This is a genomic window from Mycolicibacterium peregrinum, from assembly GCF_001665625.1.
In the GTDB taxonomy this organism is placed as follows: domain Bacteria; phylum Actinomycetota; class Actinomycetes; order Mycobacteriales; family Mycobacteriaceae; genus Mycobacterium; species Mycobacterium peregrinum_B.
Genome location: NZ_LZSY01000098.1, coordinates 57,919 through 74,878, shown reverse-complemented (window position 1 = coordinate 74,878; position 16,960 = coordinate 57,919). Strand labels below are relative to the sequence as shown.

General features: G+C 66.8%; 16 protein-coding genes. 5 read left to right on the top strand and 11 right to left on the bottom strand.

Annotation, left to right across the window (positions count from 1 at the left end):
* Nucleotides 1–101 precede the first annotated feature (101 nt).
* The 3 genes from A5779_RS14455 to A5779_RS14445 form a co-directional block, all read right to left on the bottom strand.
* On the bottom strand, nt 102–1,115 hold the full coding sequence (locus tag A5779_RS14455; protein WP_064882966.1) for an NAD(P)H-dependent flavin oxidoreductase: 1,014 nt from the start codon (nt 1,113–1,115) through the stop codon (nt 102–104).
* A gap of 8 nt (nt 1,116–1,123) precedes the next feature.
* Nucleotides 1,124–1,879, bottom strand: a complete 756-nt coding sequence (locus A5779_RS14450; protein WP_064882985.1) for a 3-hydroxyacyl-CoA dehydrogenase — start codon at nt 1,877–1,879, stop codon at nt 1,124–1,126.
* A gap of 65 nt (nt 1,880–1,944) precedes the next feature.
* Nucleotides 1,945–3,030 (bottom strand): CaiB/BaiF CoA transferase family protein, encoded by a 1,086-nt coding sequence (locus tag A5779_RS14445; RefSeq protein WP_064882964.1) that lies wholly within the window; start codon nt 3,028–3,030, stop codon nt 1,945–1,947.
* 135 nt (nt 3,031–3,165) lie between these two features.
* Here A5779_RS14445 and A5779_RS14440 point away from each other — a divergent pair, with 135 nt between their 5' ends.
* Nucleotides 3,166–3,969, top strand: coding sequence for an enoyl-CoA hydratase (locus A5779_RS14440; protein WP_064882962.1), 804 nt, complete (start codon nt 3,166–3,168; stop codon nt 3,967–3,969).
* A gap of 77 nt (nt 3,970–4,046) precedes the next feature.
* Nucleotides 4,047–5,327 (top strand): tetracycline efflux MFS transporter Tet(V), encoded by a 1,281-nt coding sequence (gene tet(V) / locus A5779_RS14435; protein WP_110777319.1) that lies wholly within the window; start codon nt 4,047–4,049, stop codon nt 5,325–5,327.
* Here tet(V) and A5779_RS14430 read toward each other — a convergent pair.
* Genes A5779_RS14430 through A5779_RS14415 form a run of 4 tightly spaced genes read right to left on the bottom strand, consistent with a single transcriptional unit; the run spans nt 5,324 to nt 8,678 of the window.
* Nucleotides 5,324–5,962 (bottom strand): CPBP family intramembrane glutamic endopeptidase, encoded by a 639-nt coding sequence (locus tag A5779_RS14430; RefSeq protein ID WP_082941686.1) that lies wholly within the window; start codon nt 5,960–5,962, stop codon nt 5,324–5,326. The genes tet(V) and A5779_RS14430 overlap by 4 nt on opposite strands.
* A gap of 8 nt (nt 5,963–5,970) precedes the next feature.
* On the bottom strand, nt 5,971–7,122 hold the full coding sequence (locus A5779_RS14425; protein WP_064882958.1) for an NmrA family NAD(P)-binding protein: 1,152 nt from the start codon (nt 7,120–7,122) through the stop codon (nt 5,971–5,973).
* A 46-nt stretch (nt 7,123–7,168) separates the two neighbouring features.
* On the bottom strand, nt 7,169–7,690 hold the full coding sequence (locus A5779_RS14420) for a gamma carbonic anhydrase family protein (protein ID WP_064882980.1): 522 nt from the start codon (nt 7,688–7,690) through the stop codon (nt 7,169–7,171).
* Nucleotides 7,691–7,721: 31 nt separating this feature from the next.
* Nucleotides 7,722–8,678 carry a GlxA family transcriptional regulator gene (locus A5779_RS14415; protein WP_064882956.1) on the bottom strand — a complete coding sequence of 319 codons (957 nt, stop codon included), beginning with the start codon at nt 8,676–8,678 and terminating at the stop codon, nt 7,722–7,724.
* A 40-nt stretch (nt 8,679–8,718) separates the two neighbouring features.
* Between A5779_RS14415 and A5779_RS14410 the strand changes: the two genes are divergently transcribed.
* Complete coding sequence (locus tag A5779_RS14410) at nt 8,719–10,056, top strand: MFS transporter (RefSeq protein WP_236734769.1); 1,338 nt, start codon at nt 8,719–8,721, stop codon at nt 10,054–10,056.
* Between the two features lie 158 nt (nt 10,057–10,214).
* A complete protein-coding gene (locus tag A5779_RS14405) occupies nt 10,215–10,919 on the top strand; it encodes a fasciclin domain-containing protein (protein ID WP_064882954.1) in 705 nt (234 codons plus the stop codon).
* An 81-nt stretch (nt 10,920–11,000) separates the two neighbouring features.
* Here A5779_RS14405 and A5779_RS14400 read toward each other — a convergent pair whose 3' ends face one another.
* The 3 genes from A5779_RS14400 to A5779_RS14390 are packed head-to-tail and all read right to left on the bottom strand — an operon-like array spanning nt 11,001 to nt 14,101.
* The gene (locus tag A5779_RS14400; RefSeq protein ID WP_064882951.1) at nt 11,001–12,143 is read right to left on the bottom strand and encodes an acyl-CoA dehydrogenase family protein; all 1,143 of its coding nucleotides are present in this window, start codon (nt 12,141–12,143) and stop codon (nt 11,001–11,003) included.
* Between the two features lie 3 nt (nt 12,144–12,146).
* On the bottom strand, nt 12,147–12,947 hold the full coding sequence (locus A5779_RS14395; protein ID WP_064882949.1) for an enoyl-CoA hydratase-related protein: 801 nt from the start codon (nt 12,945–12,947) through the stop codon (nt 12,147–12,149).
* On the bottom strand, nt 12,944–14,101 hold the full coding sequence (locus A5779_RS14390; protein ID WP_064882947.1) for a thiolase family protein: 1,158 nt from the start codon (nt 14,099–14,101) through the stop codon (nt 12,944–12,946). Before A5779_RS14390 ends, A5779_RS14395 begins: the two co-directional genes overlap by 4 nt.
* A 202-nt stretch (nt 14,102–14,303) precedes the next feature.
* Between A5779_RS14390 and A5779_RS14385 the strand changes: the two genes are divergently transcribed.
* The gene (locus A5779_RS14385; RefSeq protein WP_064882945.1) at nt 14,304–15,095 is read left to right on the top strand and encodes a FadR/GntR family transcriptional regulator; all 792 of its coding nucleotides are present in this window, start codon (nt 14,304–14,306) and stop codon (nt 15,093–15,095) included.
* Between the two features lie 36 nt (nt 15,096–15,131).
* On the opposite strand, the gene A5779_RS14380 is transcribed toward A5779_RS14385, so the two are convergent.
* Complete coding sequence (locus A5779_RS14380; RefSeq protein WP_064882943.1) at nt 15,132–16,883, bottom strand: DUF3556 domain-containing protein; 1,752 nt, start codon at nt 16,881–16,883, stop codon at nt 15,132–15,134.
* Nucleotides 16,884–16,960 lie beyond the last annotated feature (77 nt).

The following is a 16,960-nucleotide window of genomic DNA, read 5'->3' as shown; positions in this document are numbered from 1 at the left end:
TACTACAACAACCCGCTGCCCACCGCAGTATGAGAAAACGCGCGCCTCACGGCGCGCGTTTCCCATGCTGAGTTTGCCCGTAACGGGCTGCAGTCCTCGTCTCAGGCGAGGACTGCTTCTTTCTCCGGCTCGGCTTCGTCCGCGCCGATCATGTTCGCCAGGCGCCCACTGATCAGCTCCTCGGCCTCCGACACCATCCGCGAGACGAGTTCGCCGCAGGTGGGAATGTCGTTGATCAGACCCATCGAGGTTCCGACCGACCAGATGCCCGCGTCGAGATCACCGATCTCATAGACCTTCACGCCGCGTTTGCCGGCCACCAGATCCTTGACGTCCTCGAACTGGCCGCCATCTTTGAGAATCTGCACCACCTCACGCGAGACCGTGTTGCTCGCCACCCGCGCGGTGTTGCCCAGGCTGCGGAAGATCAGCTCGGTGTCGAGCTCGGTGCCCGCCACGATCGCTTCCTTGACCTTCTGATGAATCGCCGATTCCGCGGTGCACATGAACCGCGAACCCATGTTGATGCCGTCGGCGCCCAGCGCCAGCGCGGCCACCAGACCACGTGCATCGGCGAAACCGCCCGAGGCGATCATCGGGATGTCGATCTTGGCCGACGCCGCCGGGATCAGTACCAGGCCCGGGATGTCGTCCTCGCCGGGGTGACCGGCGCACTCGAACCCGTCGATGCTGATGCCGTCCACGCCCAGGCTCTGCGCCTTGACCGCGTGGCGCACCGAGGTGCACTTGTGCAGCACCTTGATGCCGTTGTCGTGGAACATCGGCAGGTGCGGCGCCGGGTTGGAGCCAGCGGTCTCGACGATCTTGATGCCGGAGTCGACGATCACCTGGCGGTACTCGTCGTATGGCGGCGGGTTGATGGTCGGCAGGATGGTCAGGTTCACACCGAACGGCTTGTCGGTGAGCTCACGACACCGCTCGATCTCCTTGGCCAGATCGGCCGGAGTGGGCTGCGTGAGCGCGGTGATGAAACCCAACGCACCCGCATTGGCCACGGCCGCAACGAGTTCGGCGCGGCCGACCCACTGCATGCCGCCCTGCACGATGGGATGCTCGATCCCGAACGTCTCGGTGAACTTCGTCTTCAATGCCATATCAGTCCTTACCTAGGGGCCATACGGATAGCACCGTCGAGGCGGATGACCTCGCCGTTGAGCATCGGGTTTTCGATGATGTGCACGGCCAGGGCGCCGTACTCATCGGGATCACCCAGGCGGGCCGGGTGGGGCACCTGCTGGCCCAGCGACTTCTGCGCCTCTTCGGGCAGCGAGCCCAGCAGCGGGGTCTTGAACAGACCCGGCGCAATGGTGCACACGCGGATCAGCTCACGCGAGAGGTCGCGCGCGATGGGCAGGGTCATGCCGACCACGCCGCCCTTGGACGCCGAGTAGGCGGCCTGCCCGATCTGGCCGTCGAACGCCGCCACCGAGGCGGTGTTGATGATGACGCCGCGCTCTTCATTCTTGAGCGGCTCCGTCTTGGCGATGCGCTCAGCGGCCAGCCGGATCACGTTGAACGTGCCGATCAGGTTGACCTCGACCACCTTGCGGAAGCCGTCGAGCGGAAACGCACCGTTCTTGCTCAGGGTCTTGATCGCGTTGCCGATGCCCGCGCAGTTGACGTTGATCCGCACCGGGCCAAGCGATTCCGCGACGTCGAGCGCCTCGGTCACGCCCGCCTCGTCGGTGACGTCGGTGGCGACGAACTTGGCCCGATCACCCAGTTCGGCCACGACCTCTTCACCCTTGAGGTCGATCACGACCACCTGGGCACCCGCATCCAGCAGGCGCTTGGTGGTAGCCAATCCGAGGCCGGAGGCACCGCCGGTGACAACGGCTACCGCGTCCTTGATCTCCATGTACCGCATTCCTTTCCGGCCGGCGTTCCCACCGACCCCTTTGGTCGAACCAAACAGTGGTTGGACTAAACCCAGTCCCGCAGAACAGCTTCCGTGTCGGCCCCGCGCGGGCCCGGTGGTGTCGGCACCGCCGGGACGCTGCGGGAGAACCGCGGTGCCGGCATCGGCTGCAGGTTGCCGCCTTCGTCGAAGAACGTGTTGCGCTCGGCGATGTGCGGTTCGGTGAGCACCTCGGCGAAGGACAGCACCGGAGCCGCACACGCATCGGTACCGGCGAACACCTTGGCCCAGTGGTCCCGGTCGTGCGCGGCGAATGCCTTGGTGAACGCCTCACGCAGCTCGGGCCAGCGCGCCATGTCGTTCTGGTCCGGAAGGTCGGCGTCATCCAGACCCAGGCCCTTGAGCAGCTCGGCGTAGAACTGCGGCTCGATCGCCCCGATCGACATGTAGCGGCCGTCGGAGGTCTCGTAGGTGTCGTAGTACGGAGCACCGGTGTCGAGCATGTTGGTGCCACGCTCGTCGGACCACAGACCTTGGCTGCGGAAGCTCCACATCATCTGCATCAGCACACTGGACCCGTCGATCATCGCGGCATCGATCACCTGCCCCTTGCCCGAGGTCTGCCGCTCGAACAGCGCCGAGAGGATGCCGACGAGCAGGAACATCGACCCGCCGCCGAAATCACCGGCGAGGTTCAGCGGCGGTACCGGCCGCTCACCCTTGCGACCGACGGCGTGCAGCAGGCCGTTCAGCGAGATGTAGTTGATGTCGTGGCCGGCCTGCAGGGCCCGCGGGCCTTCCTGGCCCCAGCCCGTCATCCGGGCATAGATCAGCCGTTCGTTGACCTTGGCGCAGTCGTCGGGTCCCAGCCCCAGACGCTCGGTCACGCCGGGACGGAAGCCCTCGATCAGGACGTCGGCCTTCTCGATGAGTTTGAGCACCAGCGCACGGCCCTCGTCGCTCTTCATGTCCGCAGCCACCGACCGGCGGTTACGCAGCATGGTGTCGGCGCTGGGCGTACCGGTGCCCTTGCCCGGTCGTTCGATGCGCACCACGTCGGCACCCAGATCGCCGAGGATCATTGCCGCGTGCGGGCCGGGGCCGATGCCCGCCAGCTCAACAACGCGCAAACCTTGCAGTGGTCCAGCCATGCTCTTTCGCCCCTTCGCGTGTGGGTCTCGGTTGACCGGTGACATAGCTTACTTGTATAACCTTCTCGACCCGGTATGGCCATAGCCGCCCCCGCCCGGAGCGGGCCACAGGCCCGCCAGACCTAAGGTGCACAGATGACCGCGACCCACGCTTACCCCGAAGTCAAAGACGTATCCGTGTTCCTTGAGGGCGGCGTTCTGTCGGTGACCCTCAACCGGCCCGACAGCCTCAACTCCCTGACGCAGGACATGCTCGTGGCGATCGCCGACGCCATGGATCTGGCCGCCACCGACTCCGAGGTGCGCGTGGTTCGCCTCGGCGGAGCGGGCCGCGGATTCAGCTCCGGTGCCGGCATCAGCGAGGACGACCAGAACGCCAAGAGCCATGACGCCGAAGGCGTGCTGGACGCCGCCAACCGCGCCGTCGCATCGATCGTGGCGCTGCCCAAGCCGGTCGTGGCCGTCGTGCAGGGGCCTGCCGCCGGCGTCGGGGTGTCGCTGGCACTGGCATGTGACGTCGTGCTGGCCTCGGAGTCGGCCTTCTTCCTGCTCGCCTTCACCAAAATCGGGTTGATGCCCGACGGCGGTGCCTCGGCACTGGTCGCCGCGAACATCGGCCGGATCCGGGCCATGCGGCTGGCGCTGCTGGCCGACCGCCTCAGCGCCGCCGATGCCTTCGACTGGGGTCTGATCAGCGCCGTGTACCCGGCCGACGAGTTCGACGCCGCGGTGGACAAGATCGTCGCCAAGCTGCGCTCCGGTCCGGCGGTGGCCCTGCGCGAAACCAAGCAGGCCGTCAACGCGGCCACGCTCACCGAGCTCGAGGGCGCCTTCGCCCGCGAGCGCAAGGGCCAGCTGCAGCTGCTGGTGTCCGACGACTTCCGCGAGGGCACCAAGGCCTTTCAGCAGAACCGGCGCCCGGAGTTCACCCAGCAGTAAGCGCTCCGCCGGACTCACGCCGGCGAAAATCGTTGGACTCAACCCACTCCGGGTAGGCACCATCGAATGTTGTGAGCATGCAGCACGACATCCAGACGCCGGTCGATCAGACCGGCGGCTGGCGTGTGCTCGCACCCTTCCGCATCCGCGAATATCGGTTGCTGATTGCCGCGGTCACGTTGTCGATCTTCGCCGAGGGCATGTGGTCGGTGGTGATGGCGTTGCAGGTCATCGCGATCGACAACGATCCGACCTCACTGTCGCTGGTCGCCACCTGCATGGGTGTCGGCCTTGTGGGCTTCGTTCTCATCGGCGGGATCACCGCCGACCGGATCAACCAGCGCACGATCATCATCGCGGTGGAAACCGTCAACCTCGTGACGGTCACGACCGTCGCGACGCTGGGCCTGCTCGGCCTGCTCAAGATCTGGCATCTGGCCGTCGCCGCAGGCATTCTCGGCATCGCCGCGGCATTCTTCTTCCCGGCCTACAGCGCGCTGCTGCCCCGCATCCTGCCGCCCGAACAACTGTTGGCGGCCAACGGTGTCGAGGGCGTGGTGCGGCCGGTGTTTCAGCGTTCGGTGGGGCCTGCGGTGGCAGGCATGGTGATCGCCGCGACCTTCCCGTCCCTGGGCGCGGTCGTGGTGGCTGCGTTGTTCGGCGCGGGCCTGGTCCTACTGGTCGCCACCCGCCCCACCGTGGACTCCGTTGCGGCACAGGATGCCGGCGAGCGCCCGCACGTATTGCGCGATCTGCGTGACGGTTTCGCGTTCATGGTGCGAACACCGTGGCTGCTGGCGACGCTGTTGTTCGCGAGCATGTTCGTGCTCGTCGTCCTCGGGCCGATCGAGGTGTTGCTGCCGTTCATCGCCCAGGACCGGTTCGCCGACGGCGCGCGGGCGTACGGATTCATCCTGGCGTTCTTCGGATTCGGCAGCGCCCTGGGGGCGTTGACGGTGTCCTCGCGCCGGATGCCGCGGCGCTACCTGACCACGATGATGCTGATGTGGGGCCTGGGCTCGGTGCCGCTGGTGGTCGTCGGCGTCACTTCGTCGTTCCCGTTGATGGCGTTGGCCACGTTCTGCATCGGCGTCACCGACGGTGCGGGCATGGTGATCTGGGGAACGCTGCTTCAGCGCCGGGTGCCGACGGAGATGTTGGGCCGCGTGTCGAGCCTGGACTTCTTCGTGTCGCTGGCCTTCATGCCGCTGTCGTTCGCGATCGTCGGCCCGTTGTCGAAGGTCGTCTCGATGGAGTCCATCTTCCTGGTGGCCGGACTGCTGCCCGCCGTGCTGGCGGCGGTGGCCGTGACCGCAGCACGGATGCCACGCGACGAGCTCGCGCACCCGCTGCGCTAGACGCCGAAGATCGGTGGCAGTACCAGCACCATGATCAGGCCCCAGAAGAAGTGGGTCAGCATGGGCGCCAGTACGCCACCGGTCATTCGGCGTTCAACCGCACAGACCGTGCCGAGCAGGATCGCGGCGAACCCGAGCATCGGGTTGCCGGACGCCATCACCGCGGCGACGTAGATCACCGTGGAGATGATCTCCGGGCGATGGTCACCCAGCGCGGTGTACAACGCGCCGCGAAAGAACAATTCCTCGGCCACCCCGTTGATCAGCGTGATCAGCACGACCACCACCAGGCTGCCGTGATTCGCGAATTCGAGTACCGCAGTGACATATTCGCGCAGACCAGGGATCAGGCGGGCCACCAGCGCGCCGACCACGAACACCAGACCGAGGGCCAGACCCACCGCAGTGCCGAGCAGCACCGGCCGGTGCCCGGTGCCCAGGTGCAACGGACCGGATGTCAGCGCACCCACCGTCCAGACCCCGGCCAGAGCCAAAGTCAGCCAGTAGAACGAACTCTCACCTGGTTCGACCCCCAGCGACACCGCCAGCAGAACGGCTCCGGCAACCAGTACCACGCCGACGACGACCCGCCGACGCAGCAACCCGGCCGGTTCGTCCGTCGTCACCCCCGGCACGCCGGCCTTCAGCCCCCGCTCGGAACCAGGCGGGCCGCCACATCGAGGCCGGAGCGCACCACGGCCGCGACCGGTCCGGGGATCGGGGGCAGCAGGCCGAGCACAGGCCGCGCGAAGCCGGGTGTGAGTTGCCGGATCCGCGCGGCGTCACCGCCGGCCCATACCGGGTCGGTGTCGGCCAGGTCGTGCGGATCGGCCAGTGCGCTGACCGGCCGCCGCTCGGCCGGCAGGGCATCGGGTCCCAAGGCCCGTCGGATCGCCTCGTCGACACCCAGCAGCCCGCCCGGCGGATCCGGCACCACGGTGCGGATGCCCTCGCGTGCGGCGCTCATCGGATGGTCGAGCGAGGTGATCACATCCGTTGCCAGACCGCCGGGAATCGGCAAGGTGGCCGCCGACACGCGGGCCGCCACACCGGCCGTCGGCCCACCGATCGGCACGGTCAGTCGGCGCTTGCCCGCGAGCCGGGCATAGGTCGCCACCAGGTCTCGATAGGTCGTGATGTCCGGTCCGCAGATGTCGTAGTCGCCGGCCGGCACCTGCTTCGATTCACCGGCGGCCACCAGGTAGTGCAGTACGTCGCGGATCGAGATCGGATCGATCCGGTTGGCCATCCAGGCCGGGGCGGGCAGGACCGGGAACCGGTCGGCCACATAGCGCAGAATCTCGAACGACGTCGACCCCGAGCCGATGATCAACGCGGCGCCCAACCACACCACCTCCGGCCCGCCGTCGACGCGCAGCGCCTGAGCTACCTCCGCCCGGCTTGCGAGATGGTCCGACAGGCTCGTCGAATCCGGCACGAAACCGCCGAGATACACAATTCGTTCGACGCCGGCTTCCTTTGCCGCGGCGGCGACGTTGGCAGCAGCCTGGCAGTCCGCCTCCCGGAAGCCGGACTGCCCGATGCCGTGGGCCAGGTAATAGACCAGATCGACCGGGCCGATCTGCTCGAACGCGGCGTTGGTGGACAGCGGGTCGTCGGCATCGAGTTGCACCGCGGTGACGTCGTGGAACCAGCCGTAGTCGGCGAGCTTGTCGAGGCTGCGCCCGGCCGCCACCACGCGGTGCCCCGCCGTCAACAGCACACTCACCAGACGCGAACCGACGTAGCCGCTCGCACCGATCACCAGAATCCGTTTACTCGCCGTATCAGTCACGCCGCGGTTAGTACCCGGCTTGGCGCGGCCGCAATCGTCGGGCAGGTCACTCCGCGTCGCGGTGCAAACCCGTCAGATGCGTGTAGGCCGCGGCGTTCAACTGGTTGTGGCCGACCTCGTCATCGTTGAGCTCGCGGCGGACCTTGGCCGGGACACCGGCCACCAGTGAGCGCGGCGGCACCACCATGCCCTGCGGCACCACCGCACCGGCGGCCACGAGCGAACCGGCGCCGATCACCGCACCGTTGAGCACCACGGCACCCATCCCGACCAGGCTGTCCTGCTCGACGGTGCAGCCGTGCAGCACTACGTTGTGGCCGACGGTGACCCCGGTGGCAACCCGGCACGGGAAACCCGGGTCGACGTGGACGGTCACCCCGTCCTGGATGTTGCTGCCCTCGCCGATCTCGATGGGCTCGACCTCGGCGCGCAGCGTCGCCCCGTACCAGACGCTGGCACCGGCGGCCAGCGAAACCTGGCCGATCACACTGGCATTGGGGGCAACCCAGGCGTCCGGGTCGATCTGCGGGGTGTGACCAGCGACGGAGACGATCAGCGGCTCAGGCATGCCGGTCATGGTAGACAGCCGACCGGCCGGCTCACGCGCCCTGGTACACCTTGCGGTAGCTCGACGGTGACATCCCGAGCCCGCGGCGCAGGTGATGACGCAGATTGCCCGACGTGCCCAGACCCGAACGCCTGGCCACCTCGTCCACCGGCAGGTCCCCCGATTCCAGAAGTTCGCGCGCCAGGTCCAGCCTGCGGCTGCGGACCCAGGTAGCGGGCGCCTGCCCGGTCTCCTCACGGAAGCGGCGGTTGAACGTGCGGGCGCTCATGTGGGCGTGCGCAGCCAGGCGCGTCACGGTGAGTTCCTCGGCGAGGTGCTGTAACGCCCATTCACGGGTGGCGGCGGTCGAGGCATGGTCGTTGACCGTCGGCCCGTGATCGATGAACTGCGCCTGCCCGCCCTCCCGCCACGGCGGCACCACGCAGTAGCGAGCCACCGTGTTGGCCACCTGCGCACCGTGATCGGAGCGAATGATGTGCAGGCACAAGTCGATTCCCGCGGCCAGGCCGGCCGAGGTGAGCACGTCGCCGTCGTCGACGAACAGTACGTCTTCGTCGAGGCGAACGTCCGGGTACAGCCGGCGCATGTCCGCGGCGAAGCGCCAGTGCGTGGTAGCCGGTCTGCCGTCCAGCAGGCCGGCGGCGGCCAGTACGAAAGCTCCGGTGCAGATCGAAACAAGCCGGGTGCCGGGGCGGATCCGCGACAGGGTCTCCCTCACCTCGGTGCCCAACACACCGTCGGCACGGGCCGGCGCGTACCTGGTGCCAGGGATCACGACGGTGTCGGCCGATTCCAGCGCCCCGGCTGCCGCGCCGGGCACCATGGCAAACCCGGTCGTCGACGGCACCGGGTCAGTGGTGAGCCCGCACGTCACCACGTCGTAGAGCGGATTGCCCTCGCTGTCGGTGGCATTGGAGAACAACGTCGGCGCGATGGCCGCGTCGAACCCGACCACCGGCGCCAGCAGCAGGACGGCAACACGGTGCACGACGCCAATTGTGGCACGTTTTTGATGATTGCTGTCGTTTATGCCACTGGTCGCGACGGCCATCCTCGGCAACAGTGTTCGGGTGACCTCGCCTACCCCGACCCGCATCGGCATCCACTGGGCCTGGGTGGTCGCTGCCGTGAGCTTCGTGGCGATCCTCGGCGCAGCCGGGTTCCGATCCATCCCGGGCGTGATGATGAACCCGCTGCATCACGAATTCGGTTGGTCGCACGGCACGGTCGGGCTGGCGATGTCGGTCAACATGATGTTGTACGGACTCACCGCACCGTTCGCCGCGGCACTCATGGACCGATTCGGTGTCCGCCCCGTGCTGACGGTGTCGCTGCTGCTGATCGCGACGGGTTCGGCAGTCAGCACCTTGATGACCGCGAGCTGGCAACTGGTGCTGCTGTGGGGCGTGCTCGTCGGCGTCGGAACCGGGTCGATCTCGATGGGGTTCGTGGCGACCATCGCGACCCGTTGGTTCGCGCAGCGCCGCGGTCTGGTCACCGGTGTGCTCACCGCGGCCAGCGCGACGGGACAACTGGTCTTCCTACCGGTTGTCGCGGCCGTCACCACCCAATACGGTTGGCGCTGGGCCTCTTTGATCGTCGCGGTGGCCTCGCTGGCCGTCGTCCCGCTCGTCGCGTTGTTCATGCGCAACCGCCCCGCCGACGTGGGTTTGGCACCGTACGGAGCCACTGAGCCTGCCCCGGCCGCGTCGGCTCCGACTGGCGGATTCGCCGCCGCTTTCGATGGCCTGCGCCTCGGCGCACGGACCCGCGTGTTCTGGCTGCTGGCCGCCAGCTTCGCGATCTGCGGCATGACCACCAATGGTCTGATCGGCACCCACTTCATTCCGGCCGCGAACGACCACGGCATGCCGACCACGGTCGCCGCAGGCTTGCTCGCCACCATCGGCATCCTCGACGTCGCCGGCACCGTGTTCTCCGGCTGGCTCACCGACCGCGTAGACCCCCGACTGCTGCTGCTCGTCTACTACGCGGGCCGCGGCCTGTCACTGATGCTGCTGCCGTCCCTGCTGTCCCCCCATGCCGAACCGAGCACGTGGGTGTTCGTCATCTTCTACGGACTGGACTGGGTGGCCACCGTGCCGCCGACCATCGTGCTGTGCCGGGACTACTTCGGGGATCGTTCGCCGGTGGTCTTCGGTTGGGTGTTCGCCTCCCACCAGGTCGGCGCGGCCGTCGCCGCCGCGGGTGCAGGATGGCTGCGGGATCTGAACGGCAATTACGACCTGGCCTTCCAGCTGGCCGCCGGGCTGTGCTTCGTAGCCGCCGTTTTGTGCCTCAGTATTCGAAAAGCGCAGGTCACAACGTCCGACCTGGTCACAGTTGACACTTCGGCTTTGCCGTAACCGCTTCGTAACCCTTAACATCCGATGCGGCGCCGCGGGGAACGCTGAGGCTGTCATTGCTCGTGGTCGCTCGCCATAGTCGCGCGGAGAACCGCGTAACGCGTCACCGACAGCCGACGAATACCAGGCTAGGCATGAGCGGGAGGAAAACCCACCAAATGAAGACTCGCACCAAGACACTGGGCGTTGCTGCGGCCGTCGCCGCGATCTCGGCGTCGCTGCCGCTGGCAGTCACCGCCTACGCCGACCCGGCGCCGACGACGACCACCGCCCCGGTAGTCGAAATCCCCGACCCGCAGGGCTCTGGCTGCGACAACTTCAAGAAGGCGATGCCGGATTGGAAGAGCTTCGCGGATCTGCCGACCGGCAAGGTGCTGGCCAGCATCCCGGACATCAGCACGTTCAACGCCGCGATCTCGGGTGGGATGAACCCGGCCGTCAACATCGTCCCGGTGCTCGACAACGGCCCGTACGTCATCTTCGCGCCGACCAACGACGCGTTCGCCGCCATGGAGCCCGGCAAGCTCGACGCGCTCAAGGCTGACGTGGCCGCGCTCACCAGCCTGGACTACTACCACGCGTTCCTGGGCCTGCTCGGCCCCGACGACGTCAAGGGCCAGCGGCCCACCCAGCAGGGCGCCGAGGTCAAGGTGACCGGCAAGGGCGGCGACATCAAGGTCAACGACACCGCCAAGCTGGTCTGCGGTCCCATCCAGGCGGCCAACGCCCGGATCTACCTGATCGACACCGTGCTGGATCCCAACAGCCCGCCGGAGGCCATCGTGCCGTCGGGCTCCAGCACCACGACCACGACCACGACGAAGGCCCCGGAGACCCCGGCGGCCGACGCCCCGATCGGCTGATTTCTTCCTCTGCGCCAGCAGACGCAAAACTGCCCATTTCCGTGTGGAAATGGGCAGTTTTTTGTCTGTTCGGCGAAAGAACTAAACGCCGAGCTCGCGTCCGATGATCTCCTTCATGATCTCGGTGGTACCACCGAAGATCGTCTGGATCCGTCCGTCGACGTAGGCCCGCGCGACGCGGTACTCCATCATGTAGCCGTAGCCGCCGTGCAGCTGCACGCAGTTGTCGATGACCTTCTTGGCGACCTCGGTCGCCCACCACTTGGCCTTGGCCGCCTCGACGGCGGTCAGCTCACCGTCGACCACGCCCTGCAGACAGCGGTCGAGGTAGTTCTCGGTGACCTCCAGCTCGGTATCCATCTCGGCGAGCAGGAACCGGTTGTGCTGGAAGCTGCCGATCGGCTGCCCAAAAGCCTTGCGGTCCTTGGCATACTGCAGCGTCTCCTGGAAGACCGCGCGCGCACCGTAGATCGCCGAGATGGCGATCGAGAGCCGCTCCGAGGGCAGGTTGGTCATCAGGTGGTAGAACCCGCGACCTTCCTTGCCCAGGAGGTTGGCGTTCGGCACCCGGACGTTCTCGAAGTGCAGCTCGGAGGTGTCCTGGCTGTGCAGGCCCATCTTGTCGAGCTTGCGACCGCGGGTGAAGCCCTCCATGCCGCGCTCCACCACGAACAGCGTGAAGCCCTTGTGACCGGCCTCGGGATCGGTGCGCGCCACCACGACACACAGGTCGCAGTTGATACCCGAGGAGATGAACGTCTTGGAGCCGTTGATGATCCAGTCGTCACCGTCACGTACCGCGGAGGTGCGGATACCGGCCAGGTCGCTGCCTGCGCCCGGTTCGGTCATCGCGACCGCGATGATGGTCTCGCCGCTGGCGATGCCGGGCAGCCAGCGCTGCTTCTGCTCGTCGTTGGTGAGGTCCTTGAAGTACGGGCCGACGACGTCGTTGTGCAGGCTCAGCGCCGGGCCGTGCACGCCGGCCTTGGCGATCTCCTCGTCGATGATCGCGTTGAACCGGAAGTCATCTGAACCGCCGCCGCCGAACTCCTCGGGCATGTTGAACCCGATGACTCCGTACTTGCCCGCGGCGGTGTACGCCGACCGGTCGACGATGCGCTCGGTCTCCCACTTCTCGGAATTGGGGACGAGCTCACGCTCGATGTATTCCTTGACCGTCTCCCGGAATGCCTCGTGCTCCGAGGTGTAGATCTGTCGCTTCATGGCTTACTTTGCCTTCCAAACGGGTTCGCGCTTCTGCGCGAAGGCCAGCGGCCCTTCCATGGCGTCCTCGGTCTTCAGCAGCGTGCTGAATTCGCGGTTGGTGCGCTTCCAGCCGTCCTTGTCGCCGGTGATGACGCCCTCGTCGACGCCGTAGGCGACGCGTTTGCTGGCCTGCACGGCCAGCGGTGCGTTGCCCGTGATCCGTTCGGCCAGCTTGAGTGCGGCGTCGACAACGGTGCCGTCGGGCACGACCTGGTTGATCAGACCCCACCGCAGCGCATCGGCCGAGGACATCGGCTCACCGGTGAACAGCAGCTCGTTGGCCACCTTGCGGGGCAGCTGCTCGGCGATGCGGAAAACGCCACCGGCACCGGCGATCAGGCCGCGCTTCACCTCGGGCAGACCGAATTTGGCGCTCTCCTCGGCGACGATCAGGTCACTGGCCAGAGCCAGTTCGGTGCCGCCGCCAAGGGCGGTGCCGTTGACCGCGGCGATCGTCGGCTTGTCGATGAAATGGCTGACGTAGCCGGCGAATCCGTATTCCGGATGCTCGGGGTGGAAGAGGTTCTCGCCGCGGGAGATCGCCTTGAGGTCGGCACCGGCACAGAACGACTTGTCCCCCGAACCCGTGATGACGACGGCCCGCACCTCGGGATCATTCTGGGCCTGCTCCAGTGCATCGCCGACAGCGATGCTGACGGAGCCGTTGATCGCGTTGCGCGCCTCGGGCCGGTTGATGGTGATGAGCAGAACGTTGCCGCGCTTCTCGACAATCGCGCCGGGCTGGGTGTCGGTGTCGGTCACAGGAGCTCCAGGATGGTCGCGTTGGCCTGGCCGCCACCTTCACACATGGTCTGCAGGCCGTACTGAATGTTGTTGTCCCGCATGTGGTACAGCAGGGTGGTCAGGATGCGCGCGCCGGAGCCGCCGAGCGGGTGACCCAGGGCGATCGCGCCCCCGTTGGGGTTGAGGCGCTCCTCGTCGGCGCCGATGTCCTTGAGCCAGGCCATCGGAACCGGGGCGAAGGCCTCGTTGACCTCGAACGCACCGATCTGGTCGACGCTCAGCCCGGACTTGGCCAGCGCCTTTTGGGTGGCCGGGATCGGCGCGGTCAGCATGATGACCGGGTCGGCGCCGGCGAGCACCGCGGTGTGTACCTTCGCAAGCGGCTTGAGCCCCAGGTCTTTTGCCTTGTCGGCCGACATGATCAGCAGCGCGGCCGACCCGTCGGAGATCTGGCTGGAGTTACCGGCGTGGATCACGCCGTCCTCCTTGAAGGCCGGCTTGATGGCAGCCATGGACTCGACGGTGCCGCCGCGGCGGATGCCGCCGTCTTCCAAAACTGTGCTTTCCCCGTGCTCATCCTTCACCCTGATCCCGACGATCTGGTCCTTGAACGCACCCGCATCCTGTGCGGCCGCGGCCTTCTCGTGCGAGCGCAGGGAGAACTCGTCGAGCTGGGTGCGCGACAGGCCCCACTGCTCGGCGATCATCTCGGCACCGACGCCCTGGTTCGGGGTCTGGCCGTTGTAGCGCTCCCGGAACGCCTCCGGGTAGGGGTGGCCGCCGTTGGCCAGCGAGGAGCCCATCGGTGTGCGCGACATCGACTCGACACCACCGGCCACCACGACGTCGTAGTGCCCGGCGACGACCCCGGCCACGGCGAAGTGCAGGGACTGCTGACTCGAACCGCACTGGCGGTCGACGGTGACACCGGGGACGGTCTCGGGCCAGCCCGCGGTCAGCACGGCGGTCCGGGCGATGTCGAGCGCCTGCTCACCGGCCTGCATGACGCAGCCCCAGATGACGTCGTCGACGAGGGCGGGGTCGATGCCGGCGCGCTGCACCAGACCGTTGAGCACCTGGGCCGACAGCTCCGACGGATGCACACCGGACAGGGCGCCGTTGCGCTTCCCGACTGGTGACCGGACGGCCTCGACGATGACGGCTTCAGCCATGACTTCTCCTTTGAAGGGTGGGGCGCTACCCCGGTTGGACCCGTTTGGGGCACTCGAGGTGAAAATAGACCAGTAGGTTTACTAGGTCAACCTACTGGTTGGTAGACGTCGATGTACCGTTCCCACGGTGAACAGATGGTTTACTGAGTTGTACAGCTGACCATCCGGCCAGCCTAAAAGTTGTCTCACCTGGGAGTGTCTGGTGGCTCGAACCACACCGCTGGCGCCGATGATCGGCCCCGACGCGATCGCACCGCAGGCACCGGTCCGTTCCCCGAAGACCGCCGAGCTCGTCGCGGGCACCCTACGGCGCATGGTCGTCGACGGCCAGCTCAAAGAGGGCGACTTCCTGCCCAACGAGGCCGAGCTCATGGAGCATTTCGGGGTCAGCAGGCCGACACTGCGTGAGGCCGTGCGGGTGCTGGAATCGGAGCGTCTGGTCGAGGTCCGCCGCGGCTCGCGGACCGGGGCCCGCGTCCGGGTTCCGGGCCCTGAGATCGTCGCCCGCCCGGCGGGTCTTCTGCTCGAGCTGTCCGGCGCCGACATCGCCGACCTGCTGGTCGGACGCGCGGCGATCGAGCCGATGGCCGCCCGCCTGCTCGCTGAGAAGGGCGACGAGGCGGCCTTCGCCGAACTTGAGCAGATGCTCGACGAGCACATCCCCAAGGACCATCTGTCGGACCAACTGGCCGCAACCACGGGCGACTTTCACCGCCGGGTGGTGGAGCTGTCGGGCAACGCCACGCTGGGCATCATCGCCGGCATGCTGCACGAGATCACCGTGCGCCACCACGCCTTCCTGTTCAAAGAGCGCCGGCCGGTGTCGAAGACCGACTACGACAAGCTCATGCGGTCCTACCGCAAGCTGATCCAGATCATCCGCTCCGGGGACGGCGATGCCGCCGAAGCACATTGGCGCAAGCACCTCGACACCGCACGCATCCTGATGCTGCAGGACATCGAGAGCGTCAAGGTCCGCGACGTCATGCGCTGAGGCGATTTTCGCCGAGCGTGCGCTCAGATCGGAAACTCAGCCCGAATCGCGATCTGAACGCACAGTCGATACCGATTCGACATGGACCGGCAGTTCGTCGTCCCAGGGCTGCCGCGTCACCATGTCGGCCACCTTGACGTATCCCCGCTCGAATTCCCCGGTGGCCGCATCGACCAATCGGTATTGCTGGGTCTGATGCTGGATCGGTTGCGCGTCGAGCATCACGATCCGCACCTCCCCCGGCTCGAAATGGCACCTCTTCTGCAGGGCCGCCACGAGCTGCTCATTGCTCATGTGCCCGTCACCGAAGTTCCAGCCGATGGCCGTCGAGACGATGCGCTCGCCATCGGTCAACACGTAGTCGTCCTCGTTGCAGCCGGCCATCGCCCGGTGCGCCAAAGTGAACAGCGCCCGGCCGTGAGAGTTGAAGCCGCGGAACGCATATCCCATGTACAGGTACATCTGGGCGACCTCGGGGCTGCCGTAGTAACGCTCCATCTGGGCGGCGGGCATGCTGGCGATCGCGACGATGTTCTTTTCGATCTTCTCCGCGGCCGACGGCTTGACGCACCACAGCGAGGTGTCCCAGTTGCCGGCGTAATAGCGCATACCCGGCAGGAACGAAACCTTGCGCGGGAACAGGTTTCCCAGCACCACAGTGCCTGCCACCACCGCGAACAGCACGATCGGCCACGGGCTGCCCAGATCCCCCAGACCCACGCCGGGGTGCCCGACGAACAGCGCCAGCACGGAGAACATCATGAAGACGTTCCACTCCAGCGGCACGCCCATCGGAATGGCGCTCAGGATCCCGAAGTGGAACACCAGCATCACGAAGGCCGCGATCGCCGTCGCCCATCCGCCGTGCGAGAAGAACAGCACCAACGGAACCAGCCCTTCGATGGCCGTGGAGAAATGCGCCACAAAACGCGACGGGCGGCCCGGCCGAAGGTCATCCGGGAAGTGCTCGAAGAACTTTCGCTTGATGAACCGTGGCCGGAACACCGGGTTGTTGCTCATCATCGTCGAGATGACGAACGGGAAGTGCTTGTTGAGCTTGGAGGTGGCCGCCCCGAGCCAGATCACCATGCACACCAACTTGGCCGCGATGACGATGTCAGCCCCGCTGAACAGGAAGCAGACTGCCAGGGACCCGTACACCTCGCCGCGGGCCGCCAGGAAGATCACCTTGTCGCGCAGACCGGCCACGGCCAGCAGACCGACGATCGCGGCGGTCTGCCAGACCGGCAGCACACCGATCTCGCTACCGAGCGCGGGGATAGGGCCGGTGCCCTGAGAGGCCAGCGCCACCACCAGCATCACCAGCAGCGCTCCGTACAGGGCGACGTCGACGATGGTGCGGTCGTCACCCTTGGTCAGCGGGACCCGGTTGGGCCACGGTGGGAGCCGAATCGTCTTGGGCCGCAACCAGTACAGGATCGACCCCATCGGCGGGAAGAACCGGTTGTTGAGCGGGCCGAAGCCGCAGCCGAGGCCGATGACCTCGAACAACATCGTGTAGAACACGACCTTCTGGTAGACGATCGGCTCGGCGTACCAGGAGGCGACGTTGGTAAACCCGTCGACGCCGCTGGTGGTCAGCGCGATCAGCCAGGCACCGAGAACGTAGGCCAGGATCTTGACGACGTAGAACAGGTGCAGCACAACCGGGGTTCCGAACCCCACCTCCGCCCAGTGCCGGGCCATCGGCTGGATCTTTTCCGCACGCGTGCCCTTGCTCCACTGCTCGAAGTCGATCTGGGGCGATTCCTGTTTGAGAAAACCCATGCCCGACAGATTAGAACGTGTTCTAGTCGGACCTCACGCGAACAGACGCAAACTCGCACAAATCGACCCGGAGATGT